The sequence below is a fragment of the Pseudoalteromonas luteoviolacea S2607 genome (assembly GCF_001625575.1).
In the GTDB taxonomy this organism is placed as follows: Bacteria; Pseudomonadota; Gammaproteobacteria; order Enterobacterales; family Alteromonadaceae; genus Pseudoalteromonas; species Pseudoalteromonas luteoviolacea_E.
This window is the reverse complement of record NZ_AUXV01000015.1, coordinates 75,568-94,168: the sequence shown is the minus strand read 5'-3', so window position 1 is coordinate 94,168 and position 18,601 is coordinate 75,568. Positions and strand designations below refer to the sequence as shown.

The following is an 18,601-nucleotide window of genomic DNA, read 5'->3' as shown; positions in this document are numbered from 1 at the left end:
TATAGGCAGTATCTGATGAAAGATGTAACGGACATATCAAATTTAGTAAGTGCTCTTCGGGTGCATCAAATCCGTTCAGGAAAAGCACACCGCTTTGTTGATATATCGATTGTTGAGACACAAGGACGTTTTTTTGTAAGGCTGTACAAGTTCGGAAAAAATAGTTGGTATAGTGCTTTTTTAAAAGAGCCAAATGGTGAGATTAAGTGCGGCGAAACTATAATCTCAATTAAAGGCGTCAAGCCTCAGGACTTGGACAAGATTAATAAATCGGTCACTAGGGCGTTTTGGAAAAAATATCACCTCAATTATGGACTAATGAAGCTTGGGTTCAATACTAAAAACCATGAAGCTTCGACGTTAGAGTTAATTCCGCAGGTATAAGGATTCAGAAATGAAGCAAGTGCATTATAGTTCTATTCGCGAATATCATGATTTTTTTGGTTTGCCAGCCCCCGAGCACCCGCTTATATCTGTCTCAAGCATCGAGTCTGATGCTAGCTGCGTGAATGAAGAATTTGAGATGACTACCGATTTCTATGCCATCAGCTTGAAGCACATTATCGAGGGAGAAATTCATTACGGCCGAACTCAATATGACTTTAAAGGCGGTAGTTTAATATGTATGTCACCGAGACAAACGGTGCGGATCGCCAAGTTGAATATAAAGTCGGATGCTAAAACGATTCTAATTCATGAAGACTTTTTACGCGGTACCAGTATTCAGCATGCGATTGAAGCAGCCCACTATTTCACCTATGCAGTAAACGAAGCGCTTCATTTATCTCCCAAAGAAGAAAGCTTAATTAAAGGCTTGCTAGACACGCTTGAACAGGAATATACCCAAAATCATGATGCATTTAGCAAAGGCATTATGGTTTCACAATTAACCACATTGTTATCGTATGCCGAACGATTTTATCAACGGCAGTTCCAGCAGCGCATGGAAAGCCCCGTATCTTCGTTAGAAGAGCGCTTTATAACTTGTTTAAAGGAACTTTCATCTGACCATATACCAACTGTGGAAGAGGTCGCGAGCAAATTACACGTGACGCCGCGATATCTGAGTGATGGGCTAAAAGTCGAAACAGGCAAAACGGCATTGGAAAACATTCATATGTACCAAATTGAGCGGGCTAAAAACATGCTATTAGGCTCTAATGATTCAGTAGCTACAATTGCCTATGCGTTGGGGTTTGAATATCCGCAATACTTTGCAAGGTTGTTCAAAAAAAAGGTGGGTCAAACACCAACCCAGTACCGAAACCAAGCGCACTAAGGTTACCTGAGGGGGGAGGGCTCTCCTTCATCACTATTAGTCATCGTATTATTTTTTCAGTTAGATATCTATGTATATGGTAATCGGTTCGGGTTAAATATCATGTTCGCAACCTAGTTCAACAAGCTTACTTTGTTCTTCTGCCATAAGAGGCGGTTTGGGTACGACCTACTAAGACCATAAAGTTAAAATGAAAACAATATTTAAATTCCACTGAGGTTTAAATCTATGGAGGCATAACGCGTTATAAATAACTTTATGTAAATTGTCACGTATGCCTTCTTCTCCATAGAGTAGTTTTATTGTGCTTTTAACCTTTAGCTTTCCTCAATATAAATCGCCGATACTTTACCCAAACCGTCGTGACAGACTCCTACGAAGCCTGAAATTCTTCTTCCTGCCATGTGAGCTGCTAGCGCAGCAGAGAGCATTGCATCTGAATTAGGTGTCTCACCATTTAAAATTGTCAACCGCTTTGGGTTGGCACATTTTGCAGGGTTATTAGTGTTCTGTTTCAAATATATATCAGTCCTGCTTTCCCTAATATATATCCCCTCTATATGTACTGGGCTTAGGTTGCCAACCGCGTAAGAAACAGATGGTATAATTAATGTTGGTATGACACATAAAAAAAGAAGGAGTTTTTTCATTTTATTCTCTATTGGTTCAGTTTTTTATTCACGACAAATGTCGCACAATTGCGAAGCAAATAGTTTCGCATTGCTACTACTATTATTCTCTACTCCATGATTAAGCGAATAATAGCAATACTGCAACGCTATGTCATCAAATTGTAAATAGGCGAATTCGAAAATAATAACAGCATTGATACTTAATAATCTGCGTGATCGTCGCCGCAGATCACTTAACGCCACAACTCCAGAGAAATAGCTTGGTGCTTTCGGGCATGCCACTCGCCATTACCTTAACTCGCTCATGCAGGGAGTTATCACTGAGTTGCTGAATGGACACATTTATTAAATAGAGAAGTAAATAAACAAAACCAACTAGTACGAAAGGGGTTACGCCGATTTCGATTGTTTAGCCAGAATATTGTGCTCAACCATAATCAATTATTTATTAGGGCGATAAAACACAGCGAGCTTGTTACCATCTAAATCGCGAAAGTAAGCGGCAGTGTACGCGCCATTATCTCTAGGTCCTGGTTGGCCTTCACATATAGAGCCGAGGCTAATTGCAAGAGTGTAAACCGCTTGCACAAGCTGCTCATTTGGTGCTTTAAGTGCCAGCATCGTCCCATTACCGGATGTTGCGATATCCCCGTTATGCGGCTTAGTAATTGCTAATTTTGTACTGGAGTTTGCAAATGCGTAAAACACAACTTGGTCGGTTTTAGCGATTTGCTTAGCATCAAATAGCTTGAGTAATTGGTCATAGTATTTAATTGCTAATTCGAGGTTATTTGTACCCAGTGTTAGATGTGAAATCACTTACCCTATTCCTTCTAGGTGTGTCAGTTTGATAACGGCTAATTAAGCAAGCTACAAAGCAGGCTCAATGTGAGTTGTAAGACAAGCTTTAGTGTCTTATTGTGCCTTATGCGCCGAACTTGGTGCTTGTTTTATAGGTACTCCATATAACTATATAAAATCAAGCTTATTGAGACTACTAAAACGTCACCTCTCTGTACATCATTTCCATCGTCACTTCAGGCGTCAATGTGCTCTTCACACTCTTTTCACGCAGGTGCGTTCAAGCTGCACTTATCAAATCTGTATTAGGTTATTTAAGGAGTGAGCATGGGTATTAAGTTGGATGTCAGTCATCTTGATCACACGATTCAATTGGTAAACGGTAACCAGCTACATTTGCTAAAAGCAATCTCGATGGCTGTAGAGCCAGGTGAGCAAATCGCTATCGTTGGTGCATCAGGGTCTGGTAAATCAACCTTACTGTCTTTGCTGGCAGGACTTGAAAATCAGCAAAGTGGGCGGATCAGCTATCAACATGATAATGAGCAGCTCGAAGAGATCAATAGTGTGTCTGGGTTTGTATTTCAGCACTTCCATTTATTGCCAGAGTTAAATGCACTACAAAATGTCGCGCTACCGCTTCTACTTAGAGGTGAAAAAAGTGCAGAGGAACAAGCGCTAGAAAAACTGCGTATTGTAAACATGGAAGACCAAGCGTTGCAGCCCGTGACAAAGTTAAGTGGGGGTGAGCAACAGCGGGTCGCTATTGCAAGAGCACTATGCAGTGAGCCTCAAATTATTTTTGCTGATGAGCCCACTGGAAACTTAGATCAAACCACAGCAGAACAGGTTTTCGAGCATATGCAAAACGGTGCGAAAGAATCTGGCACGACCATGGTTGTGGTAACACATGACCTAAACTTAGCGGCAAAGCTCGACAAAATCTATCACTTAGAAAATGGAGAGCTCAGGTTATGATTGATGATTACATGCCAAAAGTTGAGCGCAATACACATGCTAAATTCAGTCGTCTTAGTGCGAGCTTGCTGCTAACCAGAATCTTTTTTCTTCAGGTTCGAAAAGGAAAGCATTTAATACCTTTATTGAGCTTGGCACTGTTGTTTTTGTATCTAAGCTTGACCAGTGTCCTAGGGCAAGGGGTAGACAAATATTTGAACCATAACCTGCAAACTATGCTTGGTGCCGATACTCAGCTCAGTATAAATCGAAACTGGCATAATGATGAAATCGACTGGGTTGAGGTTAACTCCGCAGCGCACAGTTATATCGAGAGTTTTGACATCACCTTGAGCGGTGATGGAACATATAGCCATACTAAGCTAAAAGCGGTAGGGCAAACCTATCCACTCAATGGCCAAATCACAATCTCGACCGATCAGCAATTGACGCCAACTTTAATGTCGGCGGGCCCTAAAAAAGGTGAAATCTGGTTAGAGCCGCATTTAGCACGGGCTTTGAAAGTAGAGGTTGGTGATGAAGTCACGTTAGGCACTACTCAGCTACTGGTGAGCGGACTGCTCTTGAACGAACCCGATAGAATCATTCAAGGTTATAGCAGCGATAGGCGAGCGCTCGTTTCTTTGCAAAGCTTGCAAGACCTAGACTTGCAAGCTTCAGAGAGGCAAGTGCTAATCAACCATGACAGTACATTTTCTCCAGCCTTACTGCAGCAGCTGCAGTCAAGCAGTGCTGATATGCGCGTGGTGAGTAAACAACTTAATAATTACCCAATGGCACATGCTTGGCAGCGTGTGCAAAATTTTATGGGCCTTATCAGCTTTGTGATAGTACTGCTTACTTGTTTATGCTTGTGGTTAAGTCAACGAAGCCATGTTGAGCCAATTCAATCCGTGCTTGCTGTGATGCTGGCAAATGGGGTGACACATAAACAAATCCCAGTTTTAGTGGTCACACTCATTACCTGTATTTTGCTTATCAGTTTTTTACCAGCGTTGGCCTTGGCCTTGGTTCTCGCGGTGATTATTGAACAGCTCGTGCAGCAAAATATGTTTGAGACCTTTGAGCTTATGTGGGACATGACGGGAGTAGGTCAAGCACTGTTAATGAGTGTGGTGTTATATGCTTTACTGACAACTCCAAGCTGGGTGAAGTTGTTAAAGAGCACGGTAAGAGATTTGCTAGAAAAGCGTGAGAGTGGGGCTGCAACTTTCATTGTTGGCGGGTTATGTCCACTGCTTTCACTATTGGTCGTAGTTTTCATTAACACGGATAATTGGGTACTCACAGGTTTGCTCTTAGCTGGTCTTGGAGTGTGTTTAGTGTTGCTATTGACACTAACTTGGACACTATTAAAACTCGCAAGTCGCTTTTTTAAGAACAAAGGTGGCACTGTCGCTTTTGTCTTATTGCTCATGAAGCAAAGACTAAACGTGAAAATGGTCCAAATATTAGCATTGGGCTTAAGCGCGACTTTGCTTTTACTGTGTTTACGTATTGGACAAGATGTGAATAGTGCGTTGGAACGCGCTTTGTTTGAAGATCAAGGGAATATCTTTGTAACTCAAGCAGATCTTAACCAGAAGCAAGCTATTGAAGAATTCGCAGTTAAAAGTGGTGGGGAAGTAAAGACGTTTAAGGCGTTTCAAAGCGCGCGCGTGACGCACATTAATGACGTTTTACTCACTGAAATAGATGCGCCGCCGAGTGATTCACGGACGCGGTTGGAGCGGAATATCAATCTACATTGGCACTATGACCAGCCAGACAATATTAAGGTTGTAGAGGGAGGGTGGCAATATCAGCAACAAACGATGCCGGCCATTTCTATGGAGCAAGAAGTGTTTGAAGAGCTCAACCTATCACTGGGCGACGTGATTACAATGCAAATTGGCAGTCGCAGCCAAGGATTCGAAATCGCCTCAGTGCATCACTATCGTTCAGGTAAGGATTCAATAACATTTTGGTTTGTTGTACACCAAGCTGTAGTTCCCATGGAAAGTGAGCAAATCTATTATATGGGAAGTGTTGATTTAACCCAGCAAGGACTTGAGCGATTAGGCGAAATTTGGCAAGCACATCCTAGTATTCGCATGTTGAGGGTGGAAGAGTTGCTTTCTCGTTTACGAGGTACCATCGAGACCCTTATGTACCTGATGTTGGCATATGGTTTTTTTATTGGCCTGATGAGCAATTTGCTTGTAGTTGCGTCGATCCAGACACATTTACAAAGAGACAAGCTGAAAAATGGATTACTGATGAGTTTTGGTTTAAGCGAAAAACAAGGCAGAAATATGTTGATTATTGAATGGGTAATTTTAACTATTGTGCCCGTGTTGTGTGCTCTTGCATCTGTTTATTTGTTTATTGGGCAGATTTATCAAGAAGGGTTTGGCTTTACCTATAGACCGAATAACCTGATGTTACTTATCGAAGCTCTCACAATTGTTCTGGTTATTGCTTTTGGCGGGATGTGTTTAAGCTCAAAGCAGCTCAAGCAAAGTGTAACAAACTTGCTGGAACAAAGAGGGTAGCCGACTCTTAGAACCTGTACTCAAATGGCGCAGCAATGTCGTTTTCTACATTGCTGCGCCAACTTTATACTGAATATTTTCAAAAGTCTAAAGCGTACTAGATTGAACGGGAGCTGTACATTTTAAACAGAGTCAATCTATTTGTGCGCGCCAAACGCCAACCCCTTGCTACCAACCAACTAATTACTTAAATAAGTTCTTAATAGTAATACTTTATTGTTTTTTTTTACTTGTTTTTACTGAAAGCAACTAATTACATTATTGTTGCACAAATGTTTTTATTCAAAGGCTGATGTGAGCTTCGAATAATCAACATTGTGGTGCGTGAAAATAAAAATCAACAAGGAAAAACAATACAGTGGTTAATTATGAACGCTAAAAATATATTAAAAAATTTATATGCTGAGGGAGTCACACTATCTCTCAAAAATGATGAAATTACTTTGCAATCACCTTTTAAAGTATCTGACGAAGTGATCAATCGAGTGCGTGGTCATGAGCGGACATTGCTTGACTATATGAAGTCACAAAATGCTTATTGGCAAGCACGATTTTTGGGTTATGAACCTGTTCATTTACATAACATGTGCATGCCAAATGAAGACTGTGGACAATTTATACAATGTATTCACGGTGCTAAGTTTACGTTGTGGCAATCAATATTAAGTAACACAAAGCTCGGCAACACGGCTGCTATTTTTTATCACCTGTGTCATGCATTTTCGACCTACAGTGGGCAATCTGATGTGGTATTGCACGTGTCGTTCGAACAAGAAGGTTACCTACTCAAACGTCCTATTCGGTTTGGTCAGCAAGGAGAAGCCGTATCGGCGTCTCAATTTGCTACTCAATTGCAACAAGACTTAGCTACAGGTTACGTCGATGCCAAGGGGCTATGCGCATCGCTGGGCATTGATAAAGCTGAGAATCCGCTCGAGGCCATCGAAGTCGTATGGCTGAAAAACAGTGACAATACTGAACTAAAGCAAAGGCTTAAATCAAATTCGAAGAGTAAAGCACTCATTTTTATAGAATTAAAAGAAGGCGGTTTAAGTTTAACTTGGCACTGGTTTGGTAAATCTCTGAGTGAATACTCGCTAAAAACCATCGCAGATATATTTGAGTCCAGTTTATTTCAGCGCTCTAAAGCTTGTCACTCAGTTCCTCAAAATATACCGAATATTTTGAAAAATAAGCCAGACGTTTTAAGTATTTTTGAGCATGTAGCGAGTCAAGAGCCTCACAAAATAGCGCTAAGCTACAATGGTGAACAATTGAGTTATAAAGCATTAGCTAGTGCGGCAAAGAGTATTGCATCATCGTTGCAGTGTGCAGGAATAGAACAAGGTAATAAAGTCGTCATTGTACTGCCTCGCGGTATTGCGCTAGCAAAAGCAATACTTGGAGTTGTATATGCTGGTGGTGTATATGTGCCAATCTCCCCAAATGAGTCTAATTCCCGCGTACAGACTATCACAGCGCAAAGTGCAGCGAGCGCGATTATTAGTGACTGTTACGAGTACAATGGTGAGGTGGCGAGGTATACGCTAAGTCAACTACAAGAGACGGCAATCGCGCCTTATCGCAGTGTTAATGTGGCAGCTCAATCACCTCTCTATATCAATTTTTCATCAGGATCCACAGGGCAGCCAAAAGGTATTGTGTGTGCACACCGTGGTGTGGAGCGATTAGTCATAAAGCCGAATTTTGTGGCTCTTAACAGAAACACCGAAATGCTCTGTGCTGCTAATCAGAGTTTTGATGCATTTGTGTTTGAATTTTGGGGAGCTTTGCTCAATGGTGGCTGTGTTCACTTGGTAGCAGAGGCTGAATTTAAACCTGACCATCTACGTGAACTTTTTTGTGACCGAGTAAATACCGCGTTTTTGACGGCGGCGCTGTTTCACGCCTTAGTGGAAATAGACCCACTTATTTTTGATGGGCTTAAACAGCTCATCGTGGGTGGTGATGTTGTTTCGCCTATTCATGTTGCACAAGTCTATGAAAACAATGCTCAAATCCAAATTATTAATGGTTATGGTCCCACTGAAAACACGGTTTTCACTAGTTGCTTTCCAATCCCCAGAGATTGGCCTAGTCACATCCCTCTACCCATAGGAGAGGCCATCAACGGCACTGGTGTTTTCGTTGCAACACACAGCGGCACACCTCTTCCACAAGGTTGTGTTGGAGAAGTCGTTACTGTTGGTTCGGGGCTCGCCGTCGGTTACTTAAATAAGCAGCAAGAGGCTGGTAAGTTCATTGAAATTGACACTGAACAAGGACGGTTAAGAGCTTATAAAACCGGCGATCTTGGCTATTTTGACAGTCAAGGGGCACTTCGATTTATGGGACGGCGCGACGGGCAGGTCAAAATCAATGGTTATCGCGTCGAGCTTGCAGCTATAAACCACGCTTTAATGAGCCAGTTGAATGTGAAAAATGCACACACTCTTGCAATCGGGCAAAACTCGGGTCAAAAACTAGTAAGTTTTGTGCAATTGGAAGGTGACCTTAAAGCGTTAAATGCCGCCACCAAAGCGGTTTTATTAAATGCCCTAGAAGCTAGACTACCAGCACATATGGTACCGAGTGACCTAGTTTACATTGCACAGCTCCCACTGACGCTAAATGGTAAAATAGACGTTAAGTCACTTACTACTAACTATCAAACGCGTGAGCAGAAGCTATTTGTGGCGCCCAGTACTCCGTTACAAGAAGCGCTTTGTTCATTGGTTGAAAGGGTGCTTGGCGTGGATCAGGTGGGCATAGAAGATAATTTTTTGCAGCTCGGCGGAAACTCCATAAAGTTACTTAAATTTCAATCACTTTGCCAGCAAGAATTAGCGTTAGACTTTGCATTAAATGGGCTGTTTGAAAACCCCACGGTATCGGCATTATCCAAATTAGTTCACCGCAATCAGGCGATTGAAATACCTAAATCGAATGAACCTGTGCTTTCTTTTGCAGAGCAGCGGTTACTGTTTATTCAGTCCATTAAAGAAGCCGAAATTGCCTACAATACCCCATTTTTATTTGAACTAAGCGCAAACTTTGATTGCAATGCTCTTGTGCAAGCACTCGAAGAAGTGGCGTCAAGGCATGCAATTCTGAAAACCCAATACCGCTGGCATACACATAAGCAGGCCTTGCCATGGATATCGAAGCAGAACTTTGAGCTACGGCGCATCAAAGTCAAATCGGATGAGGCGCTTCATAAAATGCAGGTTCAATACGCCAATGAAGTATTTAATCTGGCGAATGAGCTTCCGGTTAAGTTGACTATGATTGCGACTGAACAAGAGCGGTACTTACTGATAAATATTCACCATATTGTGGTTGATGGGTGGTCTCTAAGTATTTTATTTCGAGAGTTAGCTCACTTTTATGGACGCAAAGGGCCTTTACCTTCGCTCGCAGTGACTTATCGTGATTATGCGAGCTGGCAGCGCAGTGCACTCAAAGGTGAAGAACATGTCACGCTCAAAACCTTCTGGCAAGAATACTTAGATGGTGCAGAAAGCTTGCTGCTGCCCTACGATAAAGGAAGGTGCACAAATTTTGATTACATCGGTAAAAGTCAATTTGTGACCCTAGACACTGAGTTGTCAGCTAAGCTCAAGGCATTTGCTCAAATGCAGAACACGACTTTGTATCATGTGATGCTGAGTGGTTTTTTTGCACTATGTCAAAAGTTGTCTCAGCAGTATGATTTGATAATAGGTACGCCTTTTGAAAATCGATATGTGACGCAAACGCAGTCGCTAATTGGCTTTTTTGTTAATTCACTGCCAATTCGTGTGAAGCTCGAAAACGGCGACGTGACCATGTTGGAATTGCTTAAATTGACTATCAACAGCGTTGCTGAAGTCCGTGCGCACCAAGCATTACCACTGAATGACATTGTCAACGCGGTTGATGCAGATTTTGATCCTTCACGTTCGCCTATTTTCCAAGTGTTGTTTAGTGTGCAAGCATTTACCGAGCAAGACGACCTTCCTCAAGGAATGAGAATAATACCTCATCACCTTCATACTGCCGCTAAATATGATATGACCATTCTTATTGATGACAGTGACGAAAACATTGTAATTGATTGGAATTATGCGACTGCACTTTTCGAGTGTGAAACCATATCAAGGTTTGCGCACATGTACCAAATCGCTTTGGCGCAATTAATTGAAAGGCCTCATACATTGTTAAGCACGTTAGATGTGATCCCTTTTGATGAAAGAGATGTGTTGTTACATCAGTGGAGCCAGCCATCAAAAAACACCCCATTGCGACAATTGCGAATTCACGAACTGTTTGCAGAGCAGGTATGCAGGCAAGGTCAAAAAACTGCGCTCAAATATAAAGACATAGAAATCAGTTATCAAGCGTTAAACGAGCGCGCTAATCAGCTTGCGCGCGGTTTATTGCAGCATTCAAATAGAGGAAGTTTGCAACAGCAGCATATTGGTATATTTCAGTCACGGGGCGTCGGGATGATTGTGAGCGCGCTTGCAGTGCTTAAATTGGGTGCTGTCGTTGTGATGATCTCTCCTGAATATCCTATTGTACGTGTAAAGGCCATGCTAGAGGACAGTCGTCCCTTATTGGTGATTTCGGATAAGATCAATATCGAAAATCTGGCTGGACATAATTGTAAGAGCATTTGCTATAGCGATCTCATTGGCGTTAACAGTGCAAGTGATGACGTAAATACAGCAGGGAGTATCGATTCTCTGGCGTACTTAATCTATACATCTGGTACCACGGGGGCACCAAAAGGGGTTCAAACGACGCATCGAGGTGTCGTGTCATTGATTCAAAATAATGGTTACGTTGAGTTTTGTGCAGACGATAGGCTTGTCCAATTGGCAAACCCTAATTTTGATATGGCACTTTTCGAAATCTGGGGTGCGCTCTGTCATGGTGCGACTTTGCTTATTCCCGACATGATGCAGCCTAGTATTTCAGATATTCTATCCATGCTAAGCAAAGAAAAAATCACCACATTATGGTTAACGACATCATTGTTGGACAGTTTGTATAGCTATGCACCACATTGCTTTGCTGATTTGAAATACCTGATATTTGGAGGGGAAGCGGCAAACAGTGAAACGGTTCGACAATTACAGGCGTCAGGTGCTTGCCCTCAACACCTTATAAACGGCTATGGTCCTACCGAAAGTACCATTGTTACGACTTATCGCTGCAATGGGTTTAAAGGCGCTAATGTCCCCATAGGAAAACCCGTTAACACACGCCGCGTGTATGTTCTTGACTCGTCTCAGCGTTTAGTGCCAAAGGGCGTGCAAGGAGAGCTTTATGTTTCAGGTGATGGAGTTGCGGCGGGTTATTTAAACAGGGCCGAGCTCTCAAAAGCGCGCTTTATTCCCGATGTATTCGGTGATGATAGCGGTGCTATGATGTATAGAACTGGCGATTTAGTCCGTTGGAGAAGCGATGGCGAACTGGAGTTTTGCGGGCGCAATGACGGCCAAGTCAAAGTGCGCGGGTTCAGAATTGAGTTAGGTGAGATTGAAAGTGTATTGCTCGCGCATAAACATGTTAAGAACGCAGCGGTGATAGACTTTAAGCACCAAGGACAGACTCACTTAGTAGCTTATGTGCAGGCGACTTTAGGGCAAGGCCAAGCGCAAGAAATTAGATCGTATATTGAACGGCGACTACCTTCATTTATGCATCCAAGTGTTTACATCGAAGTTGAGGGCTTGCCACTGACGTTTAACGGTAAATTAGATATAGGTAAATTACCCACACCAAACTTTCAGTCTGAACGCGAGTACTCGGCACCCAATGAAAAGTTCGAAAAGCAGCTTTGCGCTGTTTTTGAGCGCTTGCTAGGCGTACAAAAGGTGGGTGTAGATGACGACTTTTTTGAGCTAGGCGGTCATTCCATGCTTGCCATGCAACTTGCTCACCAAATAGAGAGGTTAACGGGGCAAAGTTTTACCTTACGCAATTTATATAGCCACCGGACAGTGAGGCAGCTCTCGGAGTTTAAACCAAATACGACTGATTTAATTGATCCGGCTCAGTTTATGCTCCCAGAGGATCTAACAGGTGAAGCGCCAGAGTCCGCAGGTGGATTCAAAGCCATATTATTAACAGGCGCAACAGGATTTGTGGGGCGCTATACACTTGCACAATTGCTTAAAGATACAGCGTTGACGGTATATTGTTTAGTAAGGGCTGATGATCAACAGCATGCGGCACATAAAATTAAGCAAAGCCTTCAAAAAGCACGTTTGTGGGACAGTGATTTTGAAAGCAGGATAAAAGTTGTAACGGGAGACTTAGCGAAAAAGCGATTAGGGCTGAGTTGCGATAGTTACAATACTGTCGCTTGCAAAGTAAACCTGATCATTCATTGCGCAACCTATATGGACCATTTGGCACAGTTTGAGCAAATGAAGGCTGCTAATGTAAATAGCACCATCGAGTTAATTGACCTACAACAGCAGGGTGTACCAAAGCGGATGGTTTTTGTATCTACAACCGCGGTTTTAAAACAGTCTGCCTTAGCCGATGAACACACGGCATTGCATGTTCAAAAGCATATACATACGCAGGGATACGTTTCAACGAAATGGGCTTCGGAATTGCTGATCAATCAAGCGCAACAGCGTGGGTTTGATATTAGTGTTGTCAGGCTCGGCCTTACATCAGGGTGTCAGAGAACGGGGTTGAGTGATCAGGAGCAGTGGCTAACAATGCTCATGAAGTTAACCTCTAACTTGGGAGTTTGTTTTGAGGATAACCGTTTTCAGACGAGCATCTTACCTGTGGACTACGTAGCTAAAGCGCTAACCACATTGGCAATTCAGCCTAAAGTGCTCCCTGTGTATCATTTAGCGAATGCTCAGCACTTGTATTTTTCAGATTTGGTCAGAGCGAGAAATAAGGTGTCCGAGACGCCAATTAAACTTACGAGTTACGCGCGTTTTATTGAGTCTCTGGTCGAGTTTAAGAAATCTGGGAACAAAGTGGATGGGGAGTATTTGTTCATCGATGATATGCGTAAACTGGCTGCTGATGTAAGCGCTAATTCTGATTCAGAGTTTGCGCCGATTAGCAGCCAAAAAACCTGGCATTGGTTTGAGCAATTTAATTTGTCTCCCCCTCATCTACCGGAGCAGACGATAGCAAAGTACTTTGCGACAAGTCACTTATGTGATTAGCAAATCCAAATAGGGCTAACCTTTAAGTAGGTGGCCCATATATTTATCTACGCGGGTAATTAATGAGCGACATTTGCACTTTGCAAAATTACCAATTTGCAAATTGCAAAGCAAAATGACGCGGTTATATTGCCTGACGATAGAGCGCATTAAGGTTCACGGGGGCATCTAGCAAAAAATTTTGCAAAAATGTTTTGCATTTTGCAACGGTTCTTTGACTATGGCCCTTTTCATTTGGCTTATATCTAGACTTTAGTGTTTTTTTATTTTTATCTTTATGATTGCTATGGATTTAAAATTCTTGGTGTGTAACTTGCTTTAACTCTACATCATTCATAATTACGGGTATGCCCATGAAGCAAACGGTCAACAAAATATATGGTTTAGGCATAATCGCTGCGGCGGCGTTGAGTAGTTTTGGTGCACTAGCCCAATCGTCAGTGTGTCTCAGTGGCTTATACGCCATCGATCGATACGCAAACGCTCAAAGCAGCGCACTGTACCACATCGATACGCGCAGCAAAGTTGTGAGAGAGGTTCCTGGGGCTGACATTAGCGCGAGTAACTTGGCTGGCAGCGGTGACAAGCTTTACACAATCAAGCGCTTCGATACCGAAAGCAACGCGTCAAAGATTTTCGTTTTCGACACTGCAACAATGCAACAAAGCGAAGTCGCTGCTACAACAAGTTATCCGATTAAGCGTTCAGCAGTATCTCCTGATGGGACGTATTTGCTTGCTACTAGCCAAACATATATGTACCAGTTTGACTTAACAACTGGCGAAAAGACCGTAATGGGAAAAATGAATGCCAGTGACGCTGTTTATGATGACTTTGCTCATGGCGACATTGCGTACTCTGCTGATGGTAATTTAATTTATGTCCTCAATGCTAAAGCTTTGTACGTTTTGAACGATGGCGATATGACGCTCGACAAAGTTGGTGAGCACAACTTGCATTGGGCTTCAGGTCTTGCAGTTGACAGTCAAGGCGTGATTTATGTATCCGCAAGAGAGCGTGGTGAAAACGCCAAGATTTATACACTAGATCCACAGACTGCTCAGGCTACATTTTATATGGATGGCCCTGAGCACATCGCTGATTTGAGCTACTCACAAGGCTGCGGAAATACACTGCCTGTCATCGCACATGCCTTACAACTAGAGGTCGATAAAGCGAAGCAATTTTGGGTCAATGATGGGCAAACAGAAAAGGTCGCGAACTTGGACGGGTTCAAAGACAACAGTGTCAATTTCAACGATCAGGGCTTTCCTGTTGAGGCAAAAGACAGGTTGAATAAACACAATAAGTTTACTAAAAACCCCAATGCCAATCGCTGTGCACGCATGTGGAATAACTTTTTAGACCATCAATACACCTTAAACAGAAATGGTAAAGGGAGAAAGAAAAGCGATGGGAGTACTAAGTGGTATTTCTCGACCGCAGATGGTGATTATAAAGTAATTAGAGCCCGTAAAGGCGTTTGCGAGTACGGCTACGCCTCAGGGGAGGCTGGCAAAATATTATACGACTCAAAAACAGGCCTTGTGACTGTAGAATAACCTTTGACTTTATCAATGTGATAGCGACTTTTAGTGTTTAAAAGTCGCTTTTTTAGTTCTGATTGCAACCTTTTCGCAATTAAAGACGTCTTATTGGAAAACCCAATTTGTCCCTTTCATTTATTAGTGAGCACAAGGAACGCTATGAAATATTCAATACTGGCTATTGCCACCTCGCTGTTCATGTCTGCCGCGGCAGCTGAGATTTCCGCAGAAATAGTACATTTACTTGATTATGTGGAGCACTCTGGATGTCAGTATGAAAGGAATGGTAGCTTTCATTCGGCCAAAGATGCCCGCGCCCACATAATGAAAAAGTATAAATATTATCAAGAAGATATAGAGTCGACAGAAGACTTTATCCGTTATGCTGCAAATAAGAGTGCGCTTTCAGGCAAGCACTACAAAATTCATTGCCCAGGGCAAGAAGCTATGCGAAGTCGAGATTGGTTAATCTTAGAGCTTAATCGTTTACGGCGTGAGAAAGTGGCCAATTAGAGCCAATACAAGAGTGAGTATTCGACATACCGTGCAGCTAAAGATTAAATACGTAAGAGCGTGGTCGTATATTTTAAATTGTAACTATATTTGTTTCATATGTTTTATTTTAATTTTAGGTAAATACTAAAGTAAGCATATTTTTATCTTGTATTAATTGTTTTGATCTTTTTGTGATCAAAAAGGTATTTGAAATATGTAATTTAATAACATTAAAGACTAATAATTAATAATTAAAATATTCCAACCTTTATTTGTTTCTAATATAATACAATCACTTGTTCGCCACACTAAAACGAGCAAGTTTTCTATTATATGAACCTTTCATCTAGCTGAGATAGCTTGTAAAAATAAGCTGTCATTCATCCTGAAGCAGCTGATCACATGTGTTCAAGTGGTCGAGACTACCATTTTGTCGCTCACTTATTTTATTAAATACCATCTTCAAATATCTAAAAATGGCATGTTTATCGTGTTATGCGTTTGAGGTATTGGTATTCAGTCATTGTAATTTTAGGGATTTATACATAAATATGGCATTAAAAGATTTGTCTATATCTAAGCAGATCGGCATAAGTTTTACGTCGGTATTTTTAGTTTTCTTCGGTGTGAGCCTGATGACCTATCATGGCTTAAAAGGGATCAGTGACGATCTCGAGTTTATCGTTCAAACAAGCATACCTTCAGTTGAAATTGTTAAAGGTATACAGGTTGACCTTACCACCATCAGAAAAGACGAATTTGGTGTGGCGACGAACCCCAATCACCCAGAATTAGATTCATGGCTAGTGACCTTGGATGAACTGAAATCTGGCGTGAACGATAAAGTTTCTTTATACAGCACGCTTAACGTATCTAACCAAGAGAGACGTCAATTTGAAGCATTTGAAAGTGCATGGCGTAAGTATGCTGCTGCGACAGCTGTCTTTAATCAGTTAGTACAAAACGATGAAGTGAGTAAGGCAAATAAAATAGTATTAGACAGTTACCCGCATTTCTCGGCTGCAATGGATGAACTAACCGAACTTGTAAAAATTAACAGTGAAAATGTAGGCAGTGCTGAAACGTCAGCTATCAAAGCCGTACAAACGGTGATCACGGTAATCGTGATTTGTACGATTGTGTCTGCAATTATGATTGCTCTGATATGTTTTGTATTAAGTGGTGCAATCAAAACACCGCTCGGTAAAGCGATGCATTTGGCAAAAAGTATTGCAAATGGCGACCTGAGCACTGGTATTGATCTGCGCCAAGTTGGTGAAAATGAACTAGGTTCGTTACTGACATCATTGGAGCAGATGCGCCAACAACTTAACGGCCTTGTTGTGCAGATAAATGACAGCGCTATCCAACTGACCACAGCGGTAGAAGAGGTCAATATGATTTCGGCGCAAAATGCGTCTGGTATGCAAAATCAGCAAAACGAATTACAGTCCGTTGCATCTGCTATGACAGAGATGCAAGCTGCGGTGTCAGAGGTGGCGAAAAGTACAGAAATGGGCGCAGAGTCTGCGAATCAAGCGAATATGAAATCGAGAGAGGGCAGCACTGCATTAAAAAGCAATATTGCGCAAATCTCTAGCGTGGCAGATACGGTATCTCATGCGGGAGATTTGGCGGCCAATTTAGAAAAGAATTCGCAAAATATAAATGTCGTCGTTGATGTCATTCGTGAAATTGCTGAGCAAACGAACTTGTTGGCACTGAATGCCGCTATTGAAGCTGCAAGAGCCGGTGCGCAAGGCCGAGGTTTTGCCGTCGTTGCAGATGAAGTTCGCTCATTGGCACAGCGTACTCAAGATTCAACAACACAGATTGTTGAAATAGTGAGTGATTTACAGCAAAAATCTAAAGAAACAGGCGAAGCCACGAGGACTTGTCAAAAAGGCATTGATGTTTGCGTCAATCAGACAGAAACAGTCAGTGAGACGATTAATCAGATTGAACAAGAGATCGACAGCATTGCAGCCATGAGTACGCAAATTGCTGCCGCATGCAACGAGCAGTCAGTTGTATCAGAAGAACTAAATCGCAATATTGAAAATATCAATTATGCAGCGGTTGAAATGACGGAAGGCGCAAATCAAACTTCACAGGCGTGCCATGAGATTAGTGAGTTAGCTCACGGTCTAAAAACCAGCGTTGAGCAATTTAAATTGTCTTAAATACACATACTTGAATTATTTGATACTTAATTTCGCAAGTTGTGAAAATGAAACTATATTTCTCAAGTTGTTAATGTAAATAAGGGCGTGCTTTGAATTGAAGCTCGCCTATTTTTAATTTGAAGATTTCATGTTGAAAAAATCTAAATTCGCCAATGGCACGACTATCATTGGATAGGGTTTAATAGCTACAATTGTTGACTTTATTCTGTACAATCGAGTTTCTATGATTAATTTATAGCAAAAATAACGAATTTATTAATCATTTACCCTTTGAATTAGCAAGGAAGAAACGTGAACAGGTGTTTTGCTATTTTTATATTAATACTACCTTTACTTGCAACTGCTCAAACCACCCAAAAAATAATCTTAAATGTGCCGCTTGTCGAACAGGGTGAGAAGCTTTGTGGGCCCGCAACGATCGAGATGCTCTTTAAATATTGGGGGATCAAGCAATACAATCAATACGACATCGCGGAATCTATATTGCATCAGTACGAAGATGCGCCAGTTTTTGTTGAATCAGGTATTTTAAATAACTTCCCCCGTAACTGGACCAGTTACCCAGGTGTAAAAATCACTTATTTAGAGGGCTTTTTGGAACGATTCGGCAAAGTCGCTAGCATAAGCGCTCGCAACCCCTATTTAAATGGGCTTGACGAAAAACGTGCGCAGTTGTTTAACCATGTGAAAGCATACATTGCCAATGGTATTCCTGTTATCGTGTTTCAGTATTGGGAATTACCTCGCTCTCAAAGTCATTATCGTGTTGTAGTGGGTTTTGATGAGGCCAAGCGTCTAATGTATTTAAATGATGCTAAAGGGGCAAAGAGAGTAGTGCAAACGTATGAAGAGTTTTTAAACTTGTGGAACGTTGAGCATCCAAGGCTGCGGTACTATGCTGTCGCGTTTAATACTGAACGCAAAAAAATAGACATTAAACTTTAATGCGCTTTACTAGA

At 41.8% G+C, this 18,601-nt stretch carries 11 protein-coding genes; 9 read left to right on the top strand and 2 right to left on the bottom strand.

What is annotated here, in order from left to right; all coding sequences use genetic code 11:
* Positions 1–15 precede the first annotated feature (15 nt).
* Together N480_RS09320 and N480_RS09315 are read left to right on the top strand one after the other, a co-directional pair.
* On the top strand, positions 16–384 hold the full coding sequence (locus tag N480_RS09320) for a DUF2255 family protein (protein WP_063372241.1): 369 nt from the start codon (positions 16–18) through the stop codon (positions 382–384).
* Between the two features lie 10 nt (positions 385–394).
* A complete protein-coding gene (locus tag N480_RS09315) occupies positions 395–1,279 on the top strand; it encodes a helix-turn-helix domain-containing protein (RefSeq protein WP_063372240.1) in 885 nt (294 codons plus the stop codon).
* A gap of 317 nt (positions 1,280–1,596) precedes the next feature.
* Here the strand turns inward: N480_RS09315 and N480_RS25300 are convergent, their stop codons facing one another.
* Both N480_RS25300 and N480_RS09305 read right to left on the bottom strand, forming a co-directional pair.
* Positions 1,597–1,797 carry a hypothetical protein gene (locus N480_RS25300; protein ID WP_155732808.1) on the bottom strand — a complete coding sequence of 67 codons (201 nt, stop codon included), beginning with the start codon at positions 1,795–1,797 and terminating at the stop codon, positions 1,597–1,599.
* A 555-nt stretch (positions 1,798–2,352) separates the two neighbouring features.
* Positions 2,353–2,730 carry a VOC family protein gene (locus tag N480_RS09305; protein WP_063372238.1) on the bottom strand — a complete coding sequence of 126 codons (378 nt, stop codon included), beginning with the start codon at positions 2,728–2,730 and terminating at the stop codon, positions 2,353–2,355.
* 309 nt (positions 2,731–3,039) lie between these two features.
* On the opposite strand from N480_RS09305, the gene N480_RS09300 reads away from it, so the two are divergent.
* The 7 genes from N480_RS09300 to N480_RS09270 all read left to right on the top strand — a co-directional run bounded on the left by N480_RS09300 (position 3,040) and on the right by N480_RS09270 (position 18,587).
* On the top strand, positions 3,040–3,690 hold the full coding sequence (locus N480_RS09300; RefSeq protein ID WP_063372237.1) for an ABC transporter ATP-binding protein: 651 nt from the start codon (positions 3,040–3,042) through the stop codon (positions 3,688–3,690).
* Entirely contained in the window at positions 3,687–6,224 is a 2,538-nt protein-coding gene (locus N480_RS09295; RefSeq protein ID WP_063372236.1) for an ABC transporter permease, read from the top strand. The genes N480_RS09300 and N480_RS09295 overlap by 4 nt, the downstream gene beginning before the upstream one ends.
* A gap of 368 nt (positions 6,225–6,592) precedes the next feature.
* Entirely contained in the window at positions 6,593–13,414 is a 6,822-nt protein-coding gene (locus N480_RS09290; RefSeq protein WP_155732807.1) for a non-ribosomal peptide synthetase, read from the top strand.
* Positions 13,415–13,767: 353 nt separating this feature from the next.
* Positions 13,768–14,976, top strand: coding sequence for a DUF5074 domain-containing protein (locus N480_RS09285; RefSeq protein WP_063372234.1), 1,209 nt, complete (start codon positions 13,768–13,770; stop codon positions 14,974–14,976).
* Positions 14,977–15,120: 144 nt separating this feature from the next.
* Positions 15,121–15,474, top strand: a complete 354-nt coding sequence (locus tag N480_RS09280) for a DUF5329 family protein (RefSeq protein WP_063372233.1) — start codon at positions 15,121–15,123, stop codon at positions 15,472–15,474.
* A gap of 533 nt (positions 15,475–16,007) precedes the next feature.
* Positions 16,008–17,639 carry a methyl-accepting chemotaxis protein gene (locus N480_RS09275; RefSeq protein ID WP_063372232.1) on the top strand — a complete coding sequence of 544 codons (1,632 nt, stop codon included), beginning with the start codon at positions 16,008–16,010 and terminating at the stop codon, positions 17,637–17,639.
* Between the two features lie 294 nt (positions 17,640–17,933).
* The gene (locus N480_RS09270) at positions 17,934–18,587 is read left to right on the top strand and encodes a C39 family peptidase (RefSeq protein WP_063372231.1); all 654 of its coding nucleotides are present in this window, start codon (positions 17,934–17,936) and stop codon (positions 18,585–18,587) included.
* The last annotated feature ends 14 nt before the right edge of the window (positions 18,588–18,601 follow it).